Source organism: Cryobacterium sp. 10S3 (genome assembly GCF_034344045.1).
Lineage (GTDB): Bacteria > Actinomycetota > Actinomycetes > Actinomycetales > Microbacteriaceae > Cryobacterium > Cryobacterium glucosi.
The window spans coordinates 2,556,819-2,579,496 of sequence record NZ_CP133773.1; the positions used below are offsets into that span (position 1 = coordinate 2,556,819).

Annotated in this window: 16 protein-coding genes; 10 read left to right on the top strand and 6 right to left on the bottom strand. The window is 69.6% G+C overall.

Annotated elements, in window-relative coordinates; genetic code table 11:
* The first annotated feature begins 178 nt into the window (after positions 1–178).
* The 5 genes from RHM57_RS11955 (at position 179) to RHM57_RS11975 (ending at position 6,097) form a co-directional block, all read left to right on the top strand.
* Entirely contained in the window at positions 179–967 is a 789-nt protein-coding gene (locus RHM57_RS11955; protein WP_134445910.1) for a DeoR/GlpR family DNA-binding transcription regulator, read from the top strand.
* Positions 964–1,932: a 1-phosphofructokinase family hexose kinase gene (locus RHM57_RS11960; protein ID WP_134445911.1), complete on the top strand. Its 969-nt coding sequence runs from the start codon at positions 964–966 to the stop codon at positions 1,930–1,932. The genes RHM57_RS11955 and RHM57_RS11960 overlap by 4 nt, the downstream gene beginning before the upstream one ends.
* Entirely contained in the window at positions 1,929–3,920 is a 1,992-nt protein-coding gene (locus tag RHM57_RS11965) for a fructose-specific PTS transporter subunit EIIC (protein ID WP_322135383.1), read from the top strand. The genes RHM57_RS11960 and RHM57_RS11965 overlap by 4 nt, the downstream gene beginning before the upstream one ends.
* Positions 3,921–4,039: 119 nt before the next feature.
* Complete coding sequence (ptsP, locus tag RHM57_RS11970; RefSeq protein WP_134445913.1) at positions 4,040–5,728, top strand: phosphoenolpyruvate--protein phosphotransferase; 1,689 nt, start codon at positions 4,040–4,042, stop codon at positions 5,726–5,728.
* Between the two features lie 90 nt (positions 5,729–5,818).
* On the top strand, positions 5,819–6,097 hold the full coding sequence (locus tag RHM57_RS11975; RefSeq protein ID WP_134445914.1) for an HPr family phosphocarrier protein: 279 nt from the start codon (positions 5,819–5,821) through the stop codon (positions 6,095–6,097).
* A 72-nt stretch (positions 6,098–6,169) separates the two neighbouring features.
* Here RHM57_RS11975 and RHM57_RS11980 read toward each other — a convergent pair whose 3' ends face one another.
* Entirely contained in the window at positions 6,170–9,772 is a 3,603-nt protein-coding gene (locus tag RHM57_RS11980; RefSeq protein ID WP_322188228.1) for a TM0106 family RecB-like putative nuclease, read from the bottom strand.
* A gap of 287 nt (positions 9,773–10,059) precedes the next feature.
* Between RHM57_RS11980 and RHM57_RS11985 the strand changes: the two genes are divergently transcribed.
* Together RHM57_RS11985 and RHM57_RS11990 are read left to right on the top strand one after the other, a co-directional pair.
* Positions 10,060–10,266, top strand: coding sequence for a hypothetical protein (locus tag RHM57_RS11985; protein WP_322189861.1), 207 nt, complete (start codon positions 10,060–10,062; stop codon positions 10,264–10,266).
* 2 nt (positions 10,267–10,268) lie between these two features.
* Positions 10,269–11,198, top strand: a complete 930-nt coding sequence (locus RHM57_RS11990) for an FHA domain-containing protein (protein WP_322188230.1) — start codon at positions 10,269–10,271, stop codon at positions 11,196–11,198.
* 48 nt (positions 11,199–11,246) lie between these two features.
* Here the strand turns inward: RHM57_RS11990 and RHM57_RS11995 are convergent, their stop codons facing one another.
* The 3 genes from RHM57_RS11995 to RHM57_RS12005 all read right to left on the bottom strand — a co-directional run bounded on the left by RHM57_RS11995 (position 11,247) and on the right by RHM57_RS12005 (position 15,203).
* On the bottom strand, positions 11,247–12,932 hold the full coding sequence (locus RHM57_RS11995; protein WP_322135379.1) for a DHA2 family efflux MFS transporter permease subunit: 1,686 nt from the start codon (positions 12,930–12,932) through the stop codon (positions 11,247–11,249).
* Complete coding sequence (locus RHM57_RS12000; protein WP_322135378.1) at positions 12,929–13,741, bottom strand: TspO/MBR family protein; 813 nt, start codon at positions 13,739–13,741, stop codon at positions 12,929–12,931. Before RHM57_RS12000 ends, RHM57_RS11995 begins: the two co-directional genes overlap by 4 nt.
* A 157-nt stretch (positions 13,742–13,898) precedes the next feature.
* Positions 13,899–15,203 (bottom strand): LCP family protein, encoded by a 1,305-nt coding sequence (locus RHM57_RS12005; protein WP_322135377.1) that lies wholly within the window; start codon positions 15,201–15,203, stop codon positions 13,899–13,901.
* 113 nt (positions 15,204–15,316) lie between these two features.
* Between RHM57_RS12005 and RHM57_RS12010 the strand changes: the two genes are divergently transcribed.
* Positions 15,317–15,703 (top strand): VOC family protein, encoded by a 387-nt coding sequence (locus RHM57_RS12010; protein ID WP_322135376.1) that lies wholly within the window; start codon positions 15,317–15,319, stop codon positions 15,701–15,703.
* Positions 15,704–15,723: 20 nt separating this feature from the next.
* On the opposite strand, the gene RHM57_RS12015 is transcribed toward RHM57_RS12010, so the two are convergent.
* Entirely contained in the window at positions 15,724–16,452 is a 729-nt protein-coding gene (locus RHM57_RS12015) for an HAD-IA family hydrolase (RefSeq protein ID WP_322140920.1), read from the bottom strand.
* Positions 16,453–16,539: 87 nt separating this feature from the next.
* Between RHM57_RS12015 and RHM57_RS12020 the strand changes: the two genes are divergently transcribed.
* Positions 16,540–18,723: a S9 family peptidase gene (locus tag RHM57_RS12020; RefSeq protein ID WP_322135374.1), complete on the top strand. Its 2,184-nt coding sequence runs from the start codon at positions 16,540–16,542 to the stop codon at positions 18,721–18,723.
* Positions 18,724–18,750: 27 nt separating this feature from the next.
* A complete protein-coding gene (locus tag RHM57_RS12025; protein ID WP_322140921.1) occupies positions 18,751–22,032 on the top strand; it encodes a DEAD/DEAH box helicase in 3,282 nt (1,093 codons plus the stop codon).
* Positions 22,033–22,062: 30 nt separating this feature from the next.
* Here RHM57_RS12025 and RHM57_RS12030 read toward each other — a convergent pair whose 3' ends face one another.
* Positions 22,063–22,593 (bottom strand): flavodoxin domain-containing protein, encoded by a 531-nt coding sequence (locus RHM57_RS12030; protein WP_322135370.1) that lies wholly within the window; start codon positions 22,591–22,593, stop codon positions 22,063–22,065.
* Between the last annotated feature and the right edge of the window lie 85 nt (positions 22,594–22,678).

A 22,678-nucleotide genomic window follows, 5' to 3' on the forward strand; every position in this document is an offset into this window, starting at 1 on the left:
GGTCGTCACGCTACCGTCCAGCACCGACACGGGCCGATCGGCCCGCCCACAGCATCCATCTTTGTTCTTCTGTGTTTTCCTTGACAAACAAAAAGAAACACAGATATCGTGTAGTCAATCCTGATCGAAGCGATCGGGCCGCGCAGTGGCGGGGGTCACTCAAAGACGAGGAGGTATCATGTTTGCGGAAGAACGGCAGGCGCTGATCGCCGAACTCGTCAGCGAAGCCAGCCGGGTCACCGTCAATGAACTCGCAACCCGCTTCGACATCACCCCGGAAACAGTGCGCCGCGACCTCGATACGCTCGAAGGCTCCCGGCAGTTGCGTCGAGTCCATGGCGGGGCCGTCGCCCTCGACCGCCTCAGCCTCTCGGAGCCGAGCCTGGCCGAACGGCAGACCCAGCGACACGACGAGAAGGAACGCATCGCCGCTGCCGCGTTCGCCATGATCCCGACCAGCCAGTCCGGGTCGATCATCCTCGACGCCGGCACCACCACCGAGCTCCTCGCCGACCGTCTCGCCGACTGGACATCCGCCGGACCCGACGACCAGCTCCTCGTCATCACGAACGCCGTTCCGATCGCATACAAGCTTGCCGGCAACGAGGAAATCCAGCTCCACCTCCTCGGCGGTCGCGTCCGTGGCCTGACCCGCGCGGTCGTCGGCCAGAGCACGATCGCGCAGCTCGAGGGGCTCCGCCCCGATATCGCGTTCATCGGCGCCAACGGCGTGCATGCCATCTTCGGCCTGAGCACCCCCGACCTCGTCGAATCGTCCGTGAAGACCGCCATCGTCCGATCGGCACGGCTCGTCGTCGCGCTCGCCGATTCCACCAAGCTCGACGAAGAGACCCTGGTGCGGTTCGCCGCCCTCGGGGACATCGACGTGCTCATCACGGACGCACCCCCATCACCGGAACTTTCCGCGGCCCTGGCCGCGGCTGACGTAGAGGTTGTGATCGCGTGATCATCACGCTTACCCCGAATCCGAGCCTGGACCGCACGATCTCGCTCGACGGCATCCTCGCCCGCGGCGAGGTGCAGCGAGCCGTGGCGAGCCACGTGGAGCCGGGGGGCAAGGGCGTCAACATCTGCCGCGCCCTTGAGGCCTCCGGCGTGGAGAGCCTCGCGATCCTGCCCGGCGACGCCCTCGATCCCGTGCTCATCGCGCTCTCCGATGCGGGCATCCCGCACCTCGGCATGCCGATCGGCGCAAGCATCCGCAGCAATGTCGCGATCACGGAGCCGGACGGCACCACGACCAAGGTCAACGTGCCCGGCCCGGTGCTGACCCCCGCGCAACAGACCGAACTCATCGATCTCGTGCTCGACCGGGCGGATGGAGCAGGCTGGGTCGTGCTCGCCGGCTCGCTTCCACCGGGAGCTCCCGTCGATTTCTACGCCGACATCATCCGCCGGCTGCGCGCCCGCTACGGCTCCGCGGCGCCGAAGGTCGCCGTCGACTCGTCCGGCGCCCCCTTCGCCGCTGCCGTGAGCGCCGGCCCAGACCTGATCAAGCCGAACGGTGAGGAACTCGCCGAACTCACCGGGATCCCGGACGCCGAAGCCCTCGAGGGCAATCCGTCACTGGTCGCAGCGGCATCCGCTCGCCTCGTGGCCGGCGGCGTCGGCGCGGTCCTCGCCACGCTCGGCGCCCAGGGTGCCGTGTTGACGACCAGGGACGGATCCTGGCTCGCCCAGACGCCGCCCATGGTCGCCGTGAGCACCGTCGGCGCCGGCGACTCGTCGCTGGCCGGCTTCCTGCTGAGCGACCTGGCCGGCGGCAGCGCCCCCGATGCGCTCCGCCAGGCAGCAGCCCACGGGGCCGCAGCCGCATCTTTGCCCGGATCAACCGTTCCGGCACTGAACCAAACAAAGCCCAGCGACGTCACCGTGACGCAGCTGACCCATCCAAAGGAGGATGTCCAGTGAGTGCACTGATCACCCCGGAGCTCGTCGCTCTGGATAAGAACCTCGGAGCCGCTCCCTCGAGCGTCATCCGGCGACTCGCCGAGCTCGTTGTCGGCGCAGGCCGGGCCACCGAGATCGAGAGCCTGTACGCGGATGCCCTCGCCCGCGAAGCGAAGACGGCAACCGGCATCCCCGGTGGCCTGGCCATCCCGCATTGCCGCTCCGCAGCCGTTACCGAGCCGACCCTCGCGCTCGCCCGCCTGTCGACCCCGGTCGACTTCGGCGCAGGAGACGGCCCCGCCGACCTGGTCTTCCTGATCGCCGCGCCGGCAGGCGCGGACCAGGAACACCTTAAGATCCTGGCGAAGCTCTCCCGTTCGCTGATGAAGCCCGCGTTCACGGCCGCCCTGCGCGCCGCCACGACGCCCGCAGAGATCGTCGAGCTCGTCACCAACGTCGTCTCCCCCGTTCCCGTCGCTGTCGGCGGCGGCACTGCAGCCCCCGCGGCATCCGTCCGCACCGGGGTCAAGCGCCTCGTCGCCGTCACGGCCTGCCCCACCGGTATCGCGCACACCTACATGGCCGCTGAGGCCCTCTCGGCCGCCGCGGAAGCCGCGGGCGTCGAGATGCAGGTCGAGACGCAGGGCTCCGCCGGCCTCACAATGCTCGACCCCGCGGTCATCGCAGCGGCCGACGCGGTGATCTTCGCGGTCGACGTCGACGTGCGCGGCCGCGAGCGCTTCGCGGGCAAGCCCGTCATCCAGGTTCCAGTCAAGCGCGGCATCGACGAGCCGGCCAAGCTCATCGCGGACGCCATCGCGGCCTCGGAGAACCCGAACGCCCGCCGCGTCGGCGGAACCGCAGGAGCGGCGGAGGTCGACGAGAAGAACGAGCACTTCGGCCAGAAGGTCAAGCGCGCGCTCCTCACCGGTGTCAGCTACATGATTCCGTTCGTGGCAGGTGGAGGCCTGCTCATCGCACTCGGCTTCCTCCTCGGTGGCTATGAGATCACCAAGATCGCCGATGTCGTCACCCTGCAGAACAGCCTCTTCAACCTGCCCGACGGCGGCCTTGCGATCTATCTCGGCGCGGTCTTCTTCAAGATCGGCGCCCTGTCGATGGGCTTCCTGGTCCCGGCGCTCTCCGGCTACATCGCCTATGCGATCGCCGACCGCCCCGGAATCGCCCCCGGGTTCGTCGCGGGCGCCGTCGCAGGCTTCATGGGTGCCGGCTTCCTCGGCGGCATCGCCGGCGGCTTGCTCGCCGGTGTCGCAGCGGCCAGCTTCGCGCGGCTCAATGTTCCGCGCTGGCTCCGCAGCCTGATGCCCGTCGTGATCATTCCGCTCGTCGCGTCGATCGTCGCCTCCGGGTTGATGTTCCTCGTGCTCGGTGGTCCGATCGCGTGGCTCACCGCCGCACTGAACACCTGGCTCACGGGTATGAGCGGCGCAGCGGCGATCGTCCTCGGACTGATCCTCGGACTGATGATGGGCTTCGACCTCGGTGGCCCGGTCAACAAGGTTGCATACGCCTTCGCCGTCGCCGGCCTCGGCACCGCGACCGTGGCCAACCAGGCTCCGTGGCAGATCATGGCCGCCGTGATGGCCGCCGGAATGGTTCCGCCGCTCGCGATGGCCCTGGCCACCGTGCTCGACAAGAAGCTGTTCAGCCCGATCGAACGTGAGAACGGCAAGGCGGCCTGGCTGCTCGGTGCGTCCTTCATCTCCGAGGGTGCCATTCCATTCGCCGCGGCAGACCCGCTGCGCGTGATCCCGGCGAGCATGCTCGGTGCCGGTGTCACGGGCGCCCTGTCGATGGCCTGGGGTGTCACGAGCAAGGCCCCGCACGGCGGCATCTTCGTCTTCTTCGCGATCGACAGCTTCGCGCTGTTCGCCCTGGCAATCGCGATCGGCACCGTCGTCGCAGGCCTGGTCGTCATCGCCCTGAAGCGGTACACCACGAAGAAGGTCGTTTCCGGAGTGGAAGCCCCGGTTCTCGTCACCGCCTGAACAACCAGTAGTACCATCACCGCATGAAAACGCGGCGGCCGATACGTGATCCGTACCGGCCGCCGCGTAATATCGTTACCGTGGGCAACCAATTCCCACGCAAGAATAGAGGTTAAACCGTGCAGCAGAACTTCTCCGGCGTGGGCGTCAGTCCCGGGCGGATCATCGGATCGATTCGGCAGATGCCCAAACCGGTCAGTGAACCCCCGGCCGGAGAACGATTGGCCGCGTCCCTCTCAGCGGATGCCGCCGCCGAACTGCTGCGTGCCTCTGCCAAGACCGTGCAGGTCGAGTTACAGAACCGCGCAGCGGGAGCGACCGGCGCGAGCAAGGCCGTCCTCGAGGCCACCGCGCTGATGGCGACGGACCCGATGCTGATCAAGGCGGCCATCAAGCTGATCAAGACCGGCCTGTCCGCCGAGCGGTCGATCTGGGAGTCCGGCGCCTCCGTCGCCGAGATGCTGATCAACCTCGGCGGGTATATGGCCGAGCGGGCAACGGACGTCCTCGACGTGCGCGCCCGTATCGTCGCAGAGCTCCGCGGTGTTCCCGCGCCGGGCATCCCCCTCGCCGACGCACCGTTCATCCTCGTCGCAGAGGACCTCGCCCCCGCTGACACCGCGACCCTGGACCCGGAGAAGATCCTCGCCCTCGTCACCTCCGGCGGCGGACCGCAGTCCCACACCGCGATCATCGCCCGCGCCCTCGGCCTCCCGGCCGTCGTCGCAGCCCCCGGCGTCGACGCCCTCGAAGACGGCATCGAGGTGTACGTTGACGGCGCGGCCGGCCTCCTCTCCCTCGAGCCCGGCGCCGAGGAAATCGCCGCCGTGGAAGCCTGGAAGACCGCCGCAGCGATCCTCGCCGTCTTCGATGGCAACGGTCGCACCGCGGACGGCCACCTCGTCCCCTTGCTCGCCAACGTCGGCGGAGCCAAGGACGCCGTCAAGGCTGCCGAAGCCGGCGCCCAGGGCGTCGGACTGCTCCGCACCGAGTTCTGCTTCCTCGAGCGCGAGACCGAGCCCACGATCGAAGAACAGGTCATCGCCTACCGCGGCGTGTTCGACGCGTTCCCCGGCCAGAAGGTCGTCGTACGCACCCTCGACGCCGGCGCCGACAAGCCGCTGCCGTTCCTGACCGACACGAGCGAGCCCAACCCCTCGCTCGGCGTGCGCGGATACCGCACCGACCTGACCACCCCTGGGGTGCTGGCCCGCCAGCTCACCGCGATCGCCCAGGCCGCCGAAGGTTCCTCGACCAGCGTCTGGGTGATGGCCCCGATGATCGCGACGCCGGAGGAAGCCGCGGAGTTCGCTGCGATGTGCGCCACCGCAGGGCTCAAGATCCCCGGCGTCATGGTCGAGGTCCCCTCCGCCGCGCTCCTCGCGGACCGGATCCTCGGTGAAGTCGACTTCGTCAGCCTCGGCACGAACGACCTCACCCAGTACACGATGGCCGCCGACCGCCAGCTCGGCACTCTCGCCGCGCTGAACTCCCCGTGGCAGCCTGCCGTGCTCAAGCTCATCGGACTGACCGTCGAAGGCTCGATCGCCGAAGGCAACAACAAGCCCGTCGGCGTCTGCGGCGAGGCCGCAGCCGACCCCGTGCTCGCCGTCGTGCTCGTCGGACTCGGGGTCGCGACCCTGTCGATGACCTCCCGTTCGCTCTCCGCTGTCGGAGCCGTGCTGAAGTCCGTCACCCTCGACGATGCCAAGAAGCTCGCGGTCCTCGCGGTGTCCGCGCCGAATCCGACCGAGGCCCGCAAGCGCGTGCGCGCCGGATTGCCCATACTTGAAGAGTTGGGTCTGTAACCGCACACGCGTAACCGCTCCCCGCACCACTCCAGTCAGCCCGCAGTATCGTCGAGCACGACCGTCGTCGAGTATCAACCAGGAGGAATTATGTCCGAACGCACAGCCACCATTGCCAGCCGAGTCGGCCTGCATGCCCGTCCCGCGTCCATTTTTGCGGCCGCCGTCGGCGAACTGCCGATCGAGGTCACCATCGCGATGGAGGGCGAGCCTGCTGAAGACGCCATGGACGCCTCGAGCATCCTGAGCCTGATGAGCCTCGGTGCGGCCAACGGCGACGTCGTCGTGCTGCGCGCGGAAGGCGACGGAGCCGACGAGGCGCTCGAAGCCCTCGTCAAGATCCTCGAGACGGACCTCGACGCCGAGTAATACTCCACCGGAACAACAGGAAGCACCCTCGGTAGTCGGGGGTGCTTCCTTCTTTGTGTGCTCGTCGCTGGTCTACGAGCCGACGAGTGTGATGAAAGCGCTCAACTGGGCGAGCGCCTCGACGCTGTGCGGCAGCGAGTCCGTGAGCGCGGGCGAGTAGACGAGCCACGCCGCCCACTGCGCGCGCGAGATGGCGACGTTGAGCCGGTTCGCGAGCAGCAGGAATTCGAGGCCGCGCGGCACCTCCTCCGCGGACGACGCCGCGAGCGAGACGATCGCGACCGCGGCCTCCCTGCCCTGGAATTTGTCGACCGTGCCGACCGGGACCGAGGAGAGGCCGGCCGCCCGGAGTCGTTCCCTGATCAGGGCGACCTGGGCGTTGTACGGAGCGACCACGATCACGTCCGCCTCCCCGAGCGGGACCGTTCGCCCGGCGGATGTCCACGGCCGGCCGATGGCGTCGCGGACGAGCCCGACCACGACATCCGCTTCTTCGATCGACGAGGTCGCGTTGTCCGTGTGGCGCACCGGAACGGGATGCAGCCCCGGTTCCACCCCGGCCAGGGCGCGGTCGGAGGGGTGCGAGCGGAGTTTGCCCTCGTAGGAGAGCGCCGAAACAGGAGCGCAGACGGCCGGGTGCATCCGCCAGCTCGTCGCGAGGAAATACCCGAGCTCGGCGGGGAGCACCCGATGCCCGTCCGTGAGCCAGCCGAGCGCGGAGAGGTCGACGGGCTCGGGGTGCGTGCCCTGGCTGACCTGCGGCAACTGCTGCGGGTCGCCGAGAAGCAGCAGCCGCTCCGCCGAGACGGCCGCGGCAATCGTGCTCGCGAGGGAGTACTGCCCGGCCTCGTCGATCACGAGCAGGTCGAGGGAGCCGCGCGGGATCCGGTCGGCGTTGCTGAAGTCCCAGGCCGTCCCGCCGAGTACCCAGCCGTCCGAACGGCCGGTGAAAGCGGCGAGACCCTTGACATCGAGGGCGAGCCACGGAACGGCAGTGCCTTCTTCGCCCTTCTTCGGTCTTTTGCCGACGCGGTCCGGGTCGAGCCCGACTCCGGCGCCCGCCTCGACCACCGCGCGCAGCATGTTCTCGACGGCCGCATGCGACTGCGCGACGACGCCAATTTTCCAGCCGTGCCGGACCACGAGGTCGGCGATCACCCGCGAGCCGACGAAGGTCTTCCCTGTTCCGGGCGGGCCCTGGACGGCAAGGTAGGAGTGATCGAGGGCCAGCACGGCATCGCGGATGGCGCCCTGGGTGTCTCCTGCGGTAACGACAGGCAGGGTGGCGCCCCCGCGCAGTCGCGGCGGCACCCGGCGCAGGATGTCGAACGCGGCATCCGCGAGCGGCAGCGGCCATGCGGACAGCACGGCCCTGCCCCACTGGGAGATCGCGCCGACCTGGCTGCCGGGCTGCGGCGGGGTTCCCGGAGTGACGGCGACAGGGAGCGCGTCGTGGTGGGGCGCGTCGCGTTCGAGGATCTCGTCGACGAAGATCACGCCGTCGTCGAGGGCACCGCCATCGAGGACGCCGTCGTCGAGGGTGCCGCCGAATCCGCCGTCGTCGCCCACCTGCACGATGGTCGCCTTGTTGTGGGCGGTGCGGGCGCCCGGCTCGTCGCTCCGCCGGATCGGCGGATACGGCGGGTCGTAGACGAGGAACGGCTGTTGCCCTGCTTTGAGCGAGCTTCCGGGCGCCGGGGTGCCCTCGAGCCGGAGCAGGCGCCGGTCGAGGACCTGCCTGCCCTCGCGGTGCCAGCCGATCTCGACGGTGGCCCGCACGACCGAGAAGACATCCCTGGTGTCCGACCAGTCCTCGAGGGGCGACGCGAGCCTGGCGAAGTGGTCCCACCAGAACGATTTCTGTTCGCGACGATGGTAGTCGATGGCCGCGGCCGCGAGGGCGAGCGCGGTCTCGTCGCTCGTGCGGCCGGTCGGCGGCACCTGTTCGAGCAGGGCCGTCAGTTCGAGGTAGACCGGGTCGGGTTCCCGCTCGGGGACCGCGATCGCGAGCTCGCCGGCACGAGCCGCGACGCCGGCATCGCCCGAGGCACCGAGGCGTCCGGCGGCACCGTCGTCGAAGGCACCGTCGTCGACGGCACCGTTGTCCGCGGCCCGGTCGAGGAGCCAGTCCCGCAGCCGCCGCGTCGACCGGCAGTCGTAGGCGTTGTACCGCGCGATGTCCTCGAGGACGGCCGCAGCGGCATCCGCCTCGCCGGCGGCGAGGAGCTCGCCCGCGTGCGCGTACTCGGCGATCGAGTCTGCGGCGTTGTCGACGCCCTCCCTGGCCTCCTCCCCCATGTACAGCGGCTCGAGCTTCTTGAGCGAGTAGCTGCGGCTGCCGACCCGGAGGCCCTGCCGCACGATCGGGTACAGGTCGACGAGCACGTGGTTGCGGAGCAGATCGTCGACGGTGTCCTCTCCGACGCCGTGCCGCGCGGCGAGGCTGAGCAGGTGGGTGCGCTCGTAGGGGGCGTAATGGTAGATATGCAGGTCGGGGTACCGTTCCCGTCGTTCGTACACGTAGGCGAGGAAGCCGATGAGGGCCTGGCGTTCCTCGGCGTGGCTGTGCGCCCAGAAGGCGCGGAAGGTGTCGTCGGGTTCCACGAGGCCGAACAGGTAGTCGAGGCCCCACACCACGGTGCCGGCTGAGGCGTCGTCCGCTCCCTCCTGGTACAGGGGGTCGCCCTCGAAGTCGAAGAAGATATCCCCCTGGCTCGGCCGCGGAAGTGCGGCGAGCGCCGGCGGATTGGTCACCTGCCAGGCGAGCGGCCGGCCGGGGTGCGGGTCGAGCTGAAGACTGGCCTGTGCGCGCAGGGTCGCGAGCGTCGAATCGGTGATCCCGGCGACCGGCCCCGCAGACGCGGCGAGCTCCTCGATCGTCCCGATCCCCGCAGCGCGCAGGCGGGCACGCTGCGAGAGCCGCAGCCGGGCGACCAGGAGCACGTCCCGGTGCAGTTGCACCTGCTCCTCACAGACCGCGCAGCGTCCGCAGGCGACGTACCGGGGGTCACCCCAGGGGGTCGGCGCGGCGTCGGCGAGGCGTTCGTCGATCAGGCCCTCGAGCCTGGCCCGCCTGGCCCGGTACACCGGAAGGATGTCGGCCAGCCTGTGCGAACTCGTGCGCCCGTCGCCGAGAAGGAGGTGCACCCGGTCGCCGGTGCGGATACCGAGGCGTTCCAACTGGTCGCTGTACGCCGCGAGTTGGAGCAGCGCGGTCACCTTGGCCGAGCGGGCCAGTTTCGTGTCGTAGACCTCATAGCCCGGCCCCGCCGCGGCGCTTTCCGCCGAATCGCCCTGCTCCGGCGAGCGGATGATGAAGTCCGCGTACCCGAGGAAACGCCCGTCGAAGAAGGCGGCCTGGAACACCACCGCGGCGCCGGCTCGGAGGGCGTCGGCACTCAGCCGGGCGGCTTCGAGGATCGCAGCGCGCTCGGCGCGGGCCGGACGCTCGATCTCGATGACGGGCCCGGTCGAACGGAGCCGGTTCAGCATCCGCAGTTCGTGGGCATCGCCGAGTTCCGCGGTGCGCGCGAGCATGGCGTCCGCGGGATCCGGAACCGGGTCGATCCGCCCGAGGCGTGCGTCGAGCCGGCGCATCACGGCCCATTCGCAGACCGCGGCCGCGCTCAGGTCGCTCGCAGAGTACACGACGGTGACAGGGTCAAGCAGGAACACGACGGCCTCCCGAAAGGATCTGCCCCGAGGCTAACCGAAGCCACCGACGTACGGGTGCTGTGAGCAGGCTGTGGAATCCCCCGCTGCGCGAAGTCGCCCACTAGCCTCGACCCAACGGCAGTGTTGGCGTGGCCGGGCTTCCCCCTCACGGGGTGCCCCGGAGGGTTTCCTCGACGTCGGACTCCGCATCCTCATCGACGAAATCAGAAGGACACACCGTGAGCGAAACCACCAGCACGAGCACGAGCGACGACACGGCCGGAACGGCGACGGGCCCCGACGGCCACATCATCCAGGACTGGACCGACCTCGGGAAAGAGATGTGGTCGTACCTGACCGGCAAGAGCGCCGTGATCAACTACACCTTCATCGACATGGCCGTCGAAGTCCCCCGGGACATCGGACCGGACGCCCCGCGGGCGACGTGGAAGCTGAACGGGACCCTCCGCGTCACGACGAGCGAAGGCCCGACCACCGAGTCCCTCGCCCGCTGACCATGGCAACGACCACCCGTCTGGACATCGATCTCGCCTTCTCCCTTGCCGAGCCGGACGGCCAGTACGGCGGCGAACGGATGCAGGGAACGATCACCGCCGCCGGCACCGACGTCGAGATCTTCGCGAGCCGGCCAGAGCTCTTCCTGCAGACGAGGACGATCACTCTCAAGGAGATCCGCACCCTCGCGGCAGACCTGGCCGAACGGGGGCTCTCGGTCGCGCTGAGCGGTCCGAACGGGCTCGTGGTCCGGCTCGGTGCGATCCCGGCTCACCGGCTGCAGCGCCTCCTGACCGGGTCCGCGCATGTCGCCCTCGGCAGCCGGGCGGCCCTGGCGCCGCTGCTGCGGCGTCGCAGGCGCGCCGCAGGGGCAGAACCGGCACCGGTCGTGACCCTGCCGCCCTCCACCCTCTTCCCCCTGGTACCGACGCTCGACCGCCGCATCCGGCGCACCGTGACGACCACGCACTACACCCGCGGATCGGGGCGTCCCCGACTGATCTTCGTCGTCGGATCGGAAAACTGGGACGGCACCCCGCCCCGCCAATTCGACCTCATGCCGGAGACCACGACGATCGGATCGAGCCCGGACGCCGATCTGAGGCTCGACGGTCTCTCCCCCATCCACGCCGAGATCCGGCATGACCAGAACGACGAGTACGTGTTCTTTCCCCTCGGGCCCGTCACGCCGGGAACGGAGTCCCCGGGCATCGACGGAAGTCGTCCGTCAGAGGGGGGCCGGATTCTGCGCACCGGCGCGCGCATCGAACTCGGGCCGTGGCGGATGGCGTTCTTCCGCGAGGAATTCGCCGATCACGGTCGTCCGTACGGCGGCAGGGTGGGCGGGGAACTGGCGTACCAGAAGCCGCAGCCCGCGCGCCGGACCGGAGCGACGCCGCCACCGGCCACACCAGGGCCGCCGGTCTCCTAGCCGCCGAGACCCGGCGTTGAGGCGGCCCCTGCCCCGGCGTCCGCTGCGCTAGACCGGCTCGCCCGCCGTGGTGACGGCGGCGGATGCCTCTCCGCCGGCATCCGCTTCTGGCTCACGTCCGTCGCGGTGCGGCGTCGTTCCCGAGAGCCGCAGCGTCGCGAGCAGGCCGAGGACGAGGAATCCGGCGGCCGCGAACGCGGAGTACCGGGTGCCCTCGCTGAAGGCATCGCGCGCGGCCGCTGCAACGGCAGGGCTCTGTGCTTCGAGGGCGGGGATCGCCGCTCCGGCACTGTCCACGACCGCGTCGACGACCTGGGTGCGCGCCGACTCCGGCAGCCCCGGCACGTCCGCGAGTTTCGCGTCGAGCGAGGCGCCAACCGAGGTGAACAGCACGGTGCCGAGCACCGCGATGCCGAGCGCGGAGCCGATCTGCCGCGCGGTCGAGGAGGTGCCGGACCCTTGTCCGCTCTTCTCGACCGGAACGTCCTTGAGCACGACTCCGGTCAGCTGGGCGGTCGCGAGGCCGACACCCATCCCGTAGACGAAGAGGAACGGCACGATCGCTAGCCAGCTGGCGTCCGCCGTGATCACCAGGCCGAGCCCCGCGACGCCGAGGATCTCCAGGACGATTCCGACCCGCACGATCGTTTCCGGGGACACCCGGTTGCCGTATGCGCCGGCGAATCCGCTCGCGACGAAGGAGCCGATCGCGAGCGCGAGCAGCACGAACCCGGTCTGGAGCGCGTCGTAGCCGAGCACGTTCTGCAGCCAGAGCGGCAGGGACAGGATGATGCCGAACTCTCCCAGAGACACGATCAGCGCCGCGATATTCCCGTTGCGGAATGAAGCGATCCGGAACAGTGAGAATGCGAGCAGGGTGGTCTTGCCTGCGCGCTGCCGGGAGAGGCCCCACAGGATGAACCCCGCGCCGGCGAGGAGGGTGATCGCGAAGGCGACCGGAATCGGGGAAATCGAATACGGCCAGGTGAAGCCGCCGATCACCATGGGCTTGTTGGTCAGCCACCAGCCGTAGCTGCGTCCCTCGATGAGTCCGAAGACGAGGCTGGCGCTCGTGAGCACCGAGAGCACGGCGCCGACGACGTCGACCCTGCGGGGTTCGCCGGCATCCTTCGACTCGGAGACGAAGACGAGCACACCGATGACGATGATCACTCCGAGCGGCACATTGATGCCGAAGGCCCAGCGCCAGGAGAAGTACGTGGTCAGCCAGCCGCCGAGGAGCGGCCCGACCGCGACCATGCCGCCGATCGTGGAGCCCCAGATCGCGAAGGCGATGCCGCGGTCGCGGCCGCGGAAGTTCGCGTTGATCAGCGACAGGGTGGTCGGGAGCACCATGGCGCCGCCGATGCCCTGGATCAGGCGGGCGCCGATCAGCAGGTCGCCCGATTGCGCCAGCGCCGCGAGAACGGATGCCGCGGCGAACAGCACGACGCCGAGGATCAGGATGCGACGGCGCCCGTACCGGTCGGCCAGTGTGCCGAAGACGAGCAGGAGGGCTGCGAAGACGAGGGTGTAGCTTTCCTGAACCCACTGCACCTGGGTCGACGTGATCGCGAGGTCCCGCACGATCGAGGGGATCGCGACGTTGATGATCGTCGAGTCGACGATGATCAGCGCGACGGCGATGCTGATGAAGACGAGGCCGGCCCACCGGCGGCGCGGGGACTCAGCCCGGGCGGAGGCAGTGGGGGTGGCTGGGTGCTGGTCGGTCATGCGATTACCATTCGGGTCGGCGGGGAGACGGGAAGTTTGGCCATGCGCAGGCGCGCGCCGACGGTCAGGGCGATCACGAGAACGACGGCGACGATGGCTGCGACACCGGCGGGCACGGAAGGCGGTGTTCCGCCGAGCCGTGCGACGGCGAGCCAGCCGAGCCCCCAGGCGAGGGAGACCGCAGGGGCGAGCCTGCCGTGACCGCTGATCGCAAGCAACCCGCCGACGACGGTGGCGACCGCGATGACGGCGACCGCCCAGAGGTCAGGGTCGAGCCCGAAGCCCGTGAAGCCGGCGACGACGAGAACGGCGGTCACGTTCGCAGCGGTCGCGACACAGACCCAGCCGAGGTAGAGGCCCATGGTCCCGTCGAGGAGGATCGTTTCGACGAGATTCTTCGGGCGTGAGGCCAGGGTGAGCCGGAAGGTCCAGACGAGGACAGCGAGCAGGGCCACGATGACGGGCACGCTGAGCCACAGCTGGTCGAACTGGATGCTCAGGATCCACGCGGCATTCAGGATCAGGGACGCCAGGACCGGGTATCCGAGCAGACGCTGACGGGGATCGCTCCGCTGCGCCGGCAGGCACTGCCAGATGGCGTACCCGACCAGGCCGAGATAGATCGGCGTCCAGATCGCGAACGCGGGGACGGCAGGGGCGATCAGGGTCGCGTCAGCGGCAAGCGCGCCGCCGGCGGCGTTCTGGATGGGAGTGCCGCCCGCGGCACCTGACCCGATGAAGGATCCGACGAGGGCGACGAGCGCGCCGATCACGACGAGGACCTGCCGCCGGAGATCTCGAGAATTCATCTCACTCTCCTAGATATAAGTCAACTGAACAAGATGACGTTAGCACCAGGGCGGGCGAAAGAACAGCGCAGGGTCCACTGATCCGTGATCCCTCGTTCGCGAATCATCGGGGTGCACTCGGCGGAGTGCGCTCGGAGGGGCTCGACGGGCCCCTGGATCAGTAGCTGAAGGCGATCGAGCAGGTCTGCTGGCTCGCGGTCTGGCCGCGCAGCCCGGCGATCTCGACGGGAGCAGCTGCATCCGTTGCCGCAGGCGTCGGAGTGCCCGTTGCCGCACCGGTGGCCGAGGGAGTGGGGGTGGGGGTCGGCGTCGGCGTTGCGGCCGGCGCCGCCGTCGGGTCGAGTTCGGCGCTGTTGCCGAGGGATTTGGCGTCGAGGGTGAAGGACTGGTCGGCCGTGACCGCGGCGAACAGCTTCTTGGCGAGGGCGGTCGACGGTACCAGCTTGTTGGTGTCCTGCGGGTCGGTCGCCGACGGGTATTGCACGAACACGAGCTGGTTCAGGTCGATGTCCTTCAGGGCGAGCGCCATGCCGACCATGGTCGGGATGTTGGCGAGGGACGTGGAGAGTTTCAGGTTCGTCCCCGCGGCCGTCGCGAGGGCCGAGAGCTTCGACACGTCGGTGAGCGTCGCGCTGCTCTTCATCACGCGCATCAGCGAGGACATGTAGGCCTGCTGCGAGGAGATCCGGGACAGGTCGCTGCCGTCGCCGACGCCGTGGCGGCTGCGCAGGTAGGCGAGGGCGGCGGTTCCGGAGACGACGCTCGTTCCCGCGGGAAGGTCGAGTCCCGTGTACGGGTCCTTGATCGCGTCGTTGAGGCAGACCGGGACGCCCCCGACGGCGTCGGCCATCGCGACCGTGCCCTCGAAGGAGATCAGACCCGCGTACGGAATGGTCAGCCCGGTCAGCGACGAAACGGTCGAGACCACGCAGCCGAGGCCGCCCCGTCCGAAGGACGCGTTCATGGCCGTGGACGTCGCGGCCTTCGCCACCTTCCCGGTAGCGGGGTCCGTGCACGCCGGCTGGTTGACGACGAGGTCACGGGGAATGCTGATCACGACCGCGCTCTTATGGTCGGCGGAGACGTGCAGCAGGATGTTGACGTCGTTGAGGGTGCCGGTGCGGTCGCCATAGGCTGCGGACTGGGTGAGGGAGTTGTCCACCCCGACGACGAGGACATTGAAGCCGCCCTCGAAGGAACCGAGCTGGGGAATCGCGGGCAGGTCGGTCGCCCCGTTGGAGATGTCGACCGCGTTAGCGGAGACCTTCGTTGCGAATTGGCTCACCGCGATGGCCGCAACGGAGACGCCGCTCACGAGGACGACGGCGAGCGTGAGCGCAAGCGCCTTGATCAGGGTCAGCATCGTGTGGCTGCGGCTCGGTCGGCGCCGATGGCGGATGAGCGTTGCCGCCCGTGCGTGCCTGCGGGCGTCCGCGCGACCCTCGGGTCTGTGATTCGTCAACAAAACCCCTTATTGCGTTCCATGGTCAGAATCTTCACGATAGTTGCCGGTCCCGGGTGTTTTCTGGACTCGGGCTATGAGACTCACAGAAACGGCTGTGTCAGGCTGGGAGGATGCTGATCAACCGGGTGCACCACATCGCCATCATCGCGAGCGACTACGAGCGTTCGAAGCGGTTCTACGTCGACGTCGTGGGCTGCACGCTCGAGGCGGAGTACTTCCGGGCCGAGCGCGACTCCTGGATGGGCAAGCTCGCCCTGAACGGCGAGTACATCCTCGAGTTGTTCTCGTTCCCGGATACCCCGCCCCGGCGCAGCGGCCCGGAGGCGCTCGGCCTGCGCCACCTCGCGTTCGAGGTCGACGACGTTCCCGGCACGCGCGCAGAGCTCCTCGGCACGGGCGTCGACTGCGAGGAGCTGCGGGTCGACCCGAACACGCACAAGGCGATGTTCTTCTTCCGTGACCCCGACGGCCTGCCGCTCGAGATCTACCAGTCCTGAGGGGCCCCTGCCCCGAGGGGCTACTCGGGGAGGAGCTCGAAGACGACGCCGTTGTCGCGGACGCTGATCCGCAGGCGGTCGAGGCTCGGCACGACGAGATCGGCGTCGAGCTGGTCCATGGTGTGCGTTCCGGCGACACCGATCGTCAGGCATCCGGCCGCGCGACCCGCCTCGAGGCCCGCCGGCGCGTCTTCGACCACGACACAGCGACGCGGGTCGGCGCCGAGCCGGGCGGCCGCAGCCAGGAACGGCTCAGGGAACGGCTTGCCGCGCGGAGTGTCGTCGATCGTGACGACGGTCGCCGGCACCGGGAAGCCGGCCGACTCGAGCCGGGCGAGGCACAACGAACGGGCGCACGAGGTGACGATGGCGCGGCGGCCCTCCGGCAGGCTCTGCATCAGTTCCGCGGCCCCGGGAAGGACCACGATGCCCTCGAGGTCGTCGAGTTCGAGTTCGAGTACCCGGCCGATCGACCACTCGATCTTGTCCTCGGGAACGAGCCTGGCGACCATCTGCCGGGCTGGCACCCCGTGTTCGGCCCCGGTGAACGACGGGCCGAGGCCCGCTTCGGCTCCCCAGCGCATCCACGCCCGGTTCACGGCCCGCGTCGAGTCGACCAGGGTGCCGTCCATATCGAAGAGGACCGCATCGAAAACCCGGCCGAGGAGAACGTGCCCTGTTGCACCATCCGTGCTGGTGCTCGTGCTGCTCTCCGTCATGCTTGCGGCGGTGGTGAGGCCCTGCTCCATGTGCTGTTTCCTTCCGTGAAGCCGCGATAGCCGGCTTCGGTACTCCTCCAATTCTCCCTCGTCTCCAGCCTCAGTACGCTGAACACCATGACTACAGCTGCCGTCGTCCCTCCCCTCGCCGCGAAGAAGCCCGTCGAACGCCTGCACCACAGCGACCTCTTCACCGACGACTACGAGTGGTTGCGCGACAAGGAAAGCCCGGAGGTCCTCGCCCATCTCGAGGCCGAAAACGCGTACACGGATGCCCGCACCGCGCGGCTCGCACCGCTCCGGGAGCAGCTGTTCGACGAGATCAAGGCCCGCACCCGCGAGACCGACCTCAGCGTGCCCGTGCGGGAGGGCCGGTGGTGGTACTACACCCGCACGGTGGAGGGCCAGGAATACGGCATCCACTGCCGCGCCCCGATCTCGGGCCCGGACGACTGGGCGCCGCCGATCCTGGACCCCGAAGCCGCCGACGCCGGAACGTCCGCCACCGTCCGGGCAGGCCTCCCCGGTGAGCAGGTGCTGCTCGACGACAACGCCGAGGCGGCCGGCCACGAGTTCTACGCCCTCGGCAGCTTCGACGTGAGCGCAGACGCCACCCGGCTGCTCTTCGCCGTCGACACCGAGGGTGACGAGCGGTACACGATCCGGGTGCGCGACCTCACGACGGGCGAGAATCTCACCGACGAGATCACCGATACCGGCGAAGACGCCCTGTTCGAACCGAGTGGCCGCTACCTCTTCTACACGACCGTCGACGAGGCCTGGCGCCCGGACACCGTCTGGCGGCACGAGATCGGCACAGACCCCTCGAGCGACGCGCAGGTCTTCCACGAACCCGACGACCGGTTCTGGGTCGGCATCGGGCTGACCCGCAGCCGCAAGTACCTGCTGATCGAGGCCGGCTCGAGCGTGACGACCGAGACCCGGCTGCTCGACACGAGCGACCCCACCGGCGAGTTCGCAATCGTCTGGCCGCGCCGCGACGGCGTCGAGTACGACGTGGAGCACGCCGTCCTCGCCGGGGAGGACCGGCTCCTCATCGTGCACAACGACCAGGCCGTCAACTTCGAACTCGTCGACGTCGCCGCCGGAGACCCGCACGGCCCCCGGCGGATGCTGCTGCCGCACGACGAATCCGTCCGGCTCGAAGGCGTCGACGCGTTTCGCGACTTCGTCATCGCCGAGTACCGGCGGGACGGCTTGACGCAGGTGGCGATCGCGTCGCTCGGGACCGAGGCCGAGGCATCCGCTGCGCCCGCCGACGCTGCCCGCCCGCTCACGTTCACCGAGCTTGCCTTCGACGAACCGCTCTTCACGGCAGGCACAGGGGCGAATCCCGAGTGGGAGCAACCGACGATCCGGTTCGGCTACACGAGCTTCGTCACCCCGTCGACCGTGTACGACCTCGTGGTCGCGACCGGAGAGCGCCGCCTGCTCAAGCAGCAGACCGTGCTCGGCGCGTACGACCCGGCGAGGTACGAACAGCGCCGCGAGTGGGCGACGGCCGCAGACGGCACCCGCGTGCCGATCTCGCTCGTCTACCGGAGTGACCTGGTCACCCCCGGCGAACCCGCGCCGACCCTGCTCTACGGCTATGGGTCCTACGAGATCAGCATCGACCCGACCTTCAGCATCGCCCGGCTCAGCCTGCTCGACCGCGGACTGGTCTACGCGATCGCGCACGTGCGCGGCGGCGGCGAACTCGGCCGGCTCTGGTACGAGCACGGCAAGGAGCTCGAGAAGCGCAACAGCTTCACCGACTTCATCGACTGCGCACAGCACCTGATCGATGTGGGGCTCACCGCGCCCGACCGGCTCGTCGCCGAGGGCCGCAGCGCCGGCGGCCTGTTGATGGGCGCCGTCGCGAACCTCGCCCCCGAGCTGTTCTCCGGCATCCTCGCCGGCGTGCCGTTCGTGGACCCGCTCACGTCGATCCTCGACCCCTCGCTGCCGCTCACGGTCATCGAGTGGGACGAGTGGGGAGACCCGCTGCACGACCCTGAGGTCTACGCGTACATCAAGTCCTACTCACCGGTCGAGAACGTTCGAGACACGCACTACCCGCGGATCCTCGCGGTCACGAGCCTCAACGACACCCGCGTGCTCTACGTGGAACCGGCGAAGTGGGTCGCGCACCTGCGCGAGGTCGGGGCGGATGTCCTGCTCAAGACCGAGATGTCCGCCGGCCACGGCGGGGTGTCCGGGCGCTACGCCCGCTGGCGGGAAATCGCCTTCGACAACGCGTGGATCCTCGATGCGGCCGGGGCGCATCCGCTGCCCTGAGCTGCGGGAGCGTGAGAGCATGGGGGAATGTCGCAGACCGGGCCCCCTGCACCGGCGCCGGGGTGGCGGATGCGCGCCCAGACCCCCGCTGGACCGCCCGCCGGAGTACTGGGGAGCGCTGCGGCTTCCCCGGGAACCGCCGCCCCGACGGCGATGGGACTCCAGTTCGAGCTGCGCGAGCTGACCCCGCGCACCGATGAACGCTGGCGCGGGCCGACGGCGCAGACGGTCACGAGCCTCCGCGGTGGCCACGGCACGCTCAGGCTCGGCGTGCGCCCGGTCGTCCTGAACGCGCGTGGCAACTGGGTGCGTGGCAGCGTGACATGGAACCAGCTGAGCTTCCACGTGAACCGGCTCGCCCTCAACCCCGAGCACAAGCGCTGGCTCAGCGAACTCTGGGCCCTGAACCGCGCGGTGCGCGGGGTGTACACGAACCAGGAGGCCGACTGGCTCTACCTCGACGACTTCGAGAGCTCCCTGCTCTGGGCCCACCTCGGCGAAGCGCGCCGGCTCGGGATCGCGCTCGTCGGCACGAAGAAGGGCGCGACCGTCACCGTGGCGGCGGAAGCTGTGGTCGCACTCGACGTGACACAATCCCCGTCCGAGACTGCGGCAACGGCTCCTGCTGGGAGCGCGCCCGGCCTGCGCCTGACCACGACACTCACGATCGACGGCAATGCGCAGCCCCCGGCCCAGGCCGGCGCGATCGGCAGCCACGGCGTCTACGTCTATGCGCAGACACCCCCCGCGTCGCCGACCTCGACCCCGACCTCGACGAAGTCCCCGCCCCGGTCCCCCGCCCTCGCCCTCTCCTTCCTCCTCGCACCCACCCGCGGCCCGCTCAGCCCGGAGCAGAGCCGCCTGCTCGGGGTGCCCGCCACCGTGGCCGTGCCCGCGTCCGAGACGGCCGAGTTCCTCGGCGACTTCTACCCGAGCCTCCGTCATGCGCTCCCGGTGACGAGCACGGATGCCTCGGTGACCTTCCCGGAGGCCGCCGCTCCCGTCCTGGTGCTCACCGTGCGCTTCCTCCCCAAGCAGGCGCTGAGCCTCGCCTGGGACTGGGAGTACCGCGAGGGCCGTGCCGTCACGCGCGTCCCGCTCGACGCCGGCCCTGGCCCCGGCCGCCCCGCCGGTCGGGACGCCTCCGCGGAGGCCGCGCTCATCGCGGCGGTCGAGTTGCGGACAAAGCACCTTCCTCCGCGCCGCGACGGTGTTTTCTCCGCAACTCACCCAGGCACCGCACCCGGCTCGCCTCCGGACACGCTCCGCGGGCTCGACGCGGCCGAATTCACCTCAGGGGAACTCCCCCGGCTCGACGAGCTGAGAGGGCTGCGGATCGACCGGATCGGCGCGGATCCGGGCTACCGCGAACTCACCGCGACGCCCGAACTGACCATCACCACGGTCGAGACGAACCAGAGGGACTGGTTCGACCTCGGCGTGATCGTCACGATCGACGGCCGCACCGTGCCCTTCGGCCCACTGTTCAAGGCACTCGCCCTGGGCAAGCCGAAGCTGCTCATGATCGACAACACCTATCTCTCGCTGCGCCAGCCCGCGTTCGAGCGCCTGCGGACGCTCATCGACGAGGCCCGCAGCCTCACCGAGTGGGAGACCGGGCTGCGGATCAGCCGCTACCAGGCCCAGCTCTGGGCGGAGTTCGAGGACCTCGCCGAACACACCGAGCAAGCAACGGCCTGGCGGTCCGCGGTGTCCGGGCTGCTCGAACGGACCCGCGCGGTCGACGCCGGCGACCGTGACGGCGACGGCCATGGCCTCCTCGAGCCCGTTCCTGTGCCCGAGGGAGTGACCGCGACCCTGCGCCCGTACCAGCGCGAGGGCTTCGCCTGGCTCGCCTTCCTCTGGAAGCATCGCCTCGGCGGCATCCTCGCCGACGACATGGGCCTCGGCAAGACCCTGCAGGCGCTGGCCCTGATCGAACACGCGACGCGCGAATCCGGCCCCGCACCCGCCGTACCGCGCCGCCCGTTCCTCGTGGTCGCCCCGACCTCCGTCGTCTCCAACTGGATCGCCGAGGCCGCCCGCTTCACCCCCGGGCTCCGCGTGCACGGCGTCGAGACGACCCAGTCGACCGTCCTCGGCCGCGGCGGCACGACGCTCACGGATGCCGTCGCGCACCACGACGTGATCGTCACCTCATACACGCTCTTCCGTCTCGACTTCGCGGCGTACCGAGCCCAGGGCTGGGCAGGGCTGATCCTCGACGAGGCGCAATTCCTGAAGAACCACGCCTCCCGGCTGCACGCCTGCGCCCGCGACCTCGACACGCCCTTCAAGCTCGCCATCACCGGGACGCCGATGGAGAACCGGCTTCTCGAACTCTGGTCCCTGTTCGCGATCGTCGCACCCGGCCTGTTCCCCTCCGCCCGCCGGTTCAGCGAGGAGTACGTCCGCCCGATCGAGAACCGCGACGAACACGGCGTGAGACCTGCCGGCACAACAGACGACGCCGGGCAACCCGGCAACCCGGCGCTGATCACCCGGCTGCGCCGCCGCATCCGCCCCCTGATCCTGCGCCGCACCAAGGACGTCGTCGCCCGCGAACTGCCCGAGAAACAGGAGCAGGTACTGCGCATCGAGCTGAATCCCCGGCACCGCGCGCTCTACGACACCTTCCTGCAGCGCGAACGGCAGAAACTCTTCGGGCTGATCGAGGACCTCGACGCGAACCGGTTCATCGTGTTCCGGTCGCTGACCCTGCTGCGGATGCTGAGCCTCGACCCGTCCCTGCTCGGCGACACCTACGCGGACGTGCCCTCGAGCAAGCTCGACGCCCTCTTCGACCAGCTCGACGACGTCGTCGCCGAGGGTCACCGGGCGCTCGTGTTCAGCCAGTTCACCTCGTTCCTCGGCAAGGCAGCCGCACGCCTCGACGCCCAGGGCACCCCGTACTGCTACCTCGACGGCTCGACGCTGAAGCGCTCAGAGGTGATCGACCGGTTCAAGAGCGGCACGGCGCCGGTGTTCCTGATCAGCCTCAAGGCCGGCGGCTTCGGCCTCAACCTGACCGAGGCGGACTACGTCTTCCTGCTCGACCCGTGGTGGAACCCGGCGACGGAGACGCAGGCGATCGACCGCACCCACCGCATCGGCCAGACCCGCACGGTCATGGTCTACCGGCTCGTGGCCGCGGACACCATCGAGGACAAGGTGATGGCGCTCAAGGAGCGCAAGGCGCGTCTCGTCGGCTCGGTACTCGATGGCGCGGGCCTCGACGGTGCGGCGACGGCAGCGGATGTCGGCGACGACTTCACCGCGGAGGACATCCGGGCGCTCCTCGCGCCCTGAGCCCCGCAGGCGGGGCTGGTGGCGAGCGGCCTAAGCGGTCGCGGGCAGCTCGGCGGCTATCGACGCGGCCCAGGCGTCGATGGCGACCCAGTCGCGGAAGTCGCCTTCAGGGAGCAGCTCCCGGCCGGCCGGGATCATCCGCACGAGCCGGTCGCGGCGGCGCAGCGCCTCCGGGTTGAGCGCCCCGAAGAAGACCTTGGTGCCCTGCGGTTCGAGCGCGGTCACGAACTCGTCGAATTGCTTCGGCTCGGCCTCGATGATCAGTTCGTGTCCCTCGGCGTCGCGGGTCGCGGTGCCGAGCGGGCCGCTGCTGAACAACCAGAGCGGGCGGGAGGTGAGCAGCTCGAGGTTGCCGCGGACGAAGTCGACGGCGTCCTTCCGCCAGGAGCCCATGTACGCGGCGCTCCCGATCACGAACGCGGTGTACCGGTCGGGATTCTCCACGACCGAGACCGGCTTCGCTTCGGCGTCGCGCCCTGCCTCGCGCAGCTTGCGCGCGATGCGCTCCGCGATCCCCTCCGTGGCACCGTACTTGCTCGAATACCCCACGAGAACCACCATGGTCCGCCTCCTGCGCCTTAGGTCATGCCTGCACAGCCATTCTGCTCCTCCCCGCGGCCCCGGCGCCCCTGGCTGCCGCCCCTCC

Bases quoted from the DNA above. Each gene is read 5' to 3' on its own strand.
- RHM57_RS12010 (WP_322135376.1), top strand. From the start codon at position 15,317: ATGCTGATCAACCGGGTGCACCACATCGCCATCATCGCGAGCGACTAC.
- RHM57_RS11995 (WP_322135379.1), bottom strand. From the start codon at position 12,932: ATGACCGACCAGCACCCAGCCACCCCCACTGCCTCCGCCCGGGCTGAG.
- RHM57_RS12015 (WP_322140920.1), bottom strand. From the start codon at position 16,452: ATGGAGCAGGGCCTCACCACCGCCGCAAGCATGACGGAGAGCAGCACG.
- RHM57_RS11975 (WP_134445914.1), top strand. From the start codon at position 5,819: ATGTCCGAACGCACAGCCACCATTGCCAGCCGAGTCGGCCTGCATGCC.
- RHM57_RS11955 (WP_134445910.1), top strand. From the start codon at position 179: ATGTTTGCGGAAGAACGGCAGGCGCTGATCGCCGAACTCGTCAGCGAA.
- RHM57_RS12020 (WP_322135374.1), top strand. From the start codon at position 16,540: ATGACTACAGCTGCCGTCGTCCCTCCCCTCGCCGCGAAGAAGCCCGTC.
- RHM57_RS12025 (WP_322140921.1), top strand. From the start codon at position 18,751: ATGTCGCAGACCGGGCCCCCTGCACCGGCGCCGGGGTGGCGGATGCGC.
- RHM57_RS12000 (WP_322135378.1), bottom strand. From the start codon at position 13,741: ATGAATTCTCGAGATCTCCGGCGGCAGGTCCTCGTCGTGATCGGCGCG.
- RHM57_RS12030 (WP_322135370.1), bottom strand. From the start codon at position 22,593: ATGGTGGTTCTCGTGGGGTATTCGAGCAAGTACGGTGCCACGGAGGGG.
- RHM57_RS11990 (WP_322188230.1), top strand. From the start codon at position 10,269: ATGGCAACGACCACCCGTCTGGACATCGATCTCGCCTTCTCCCTTGCC.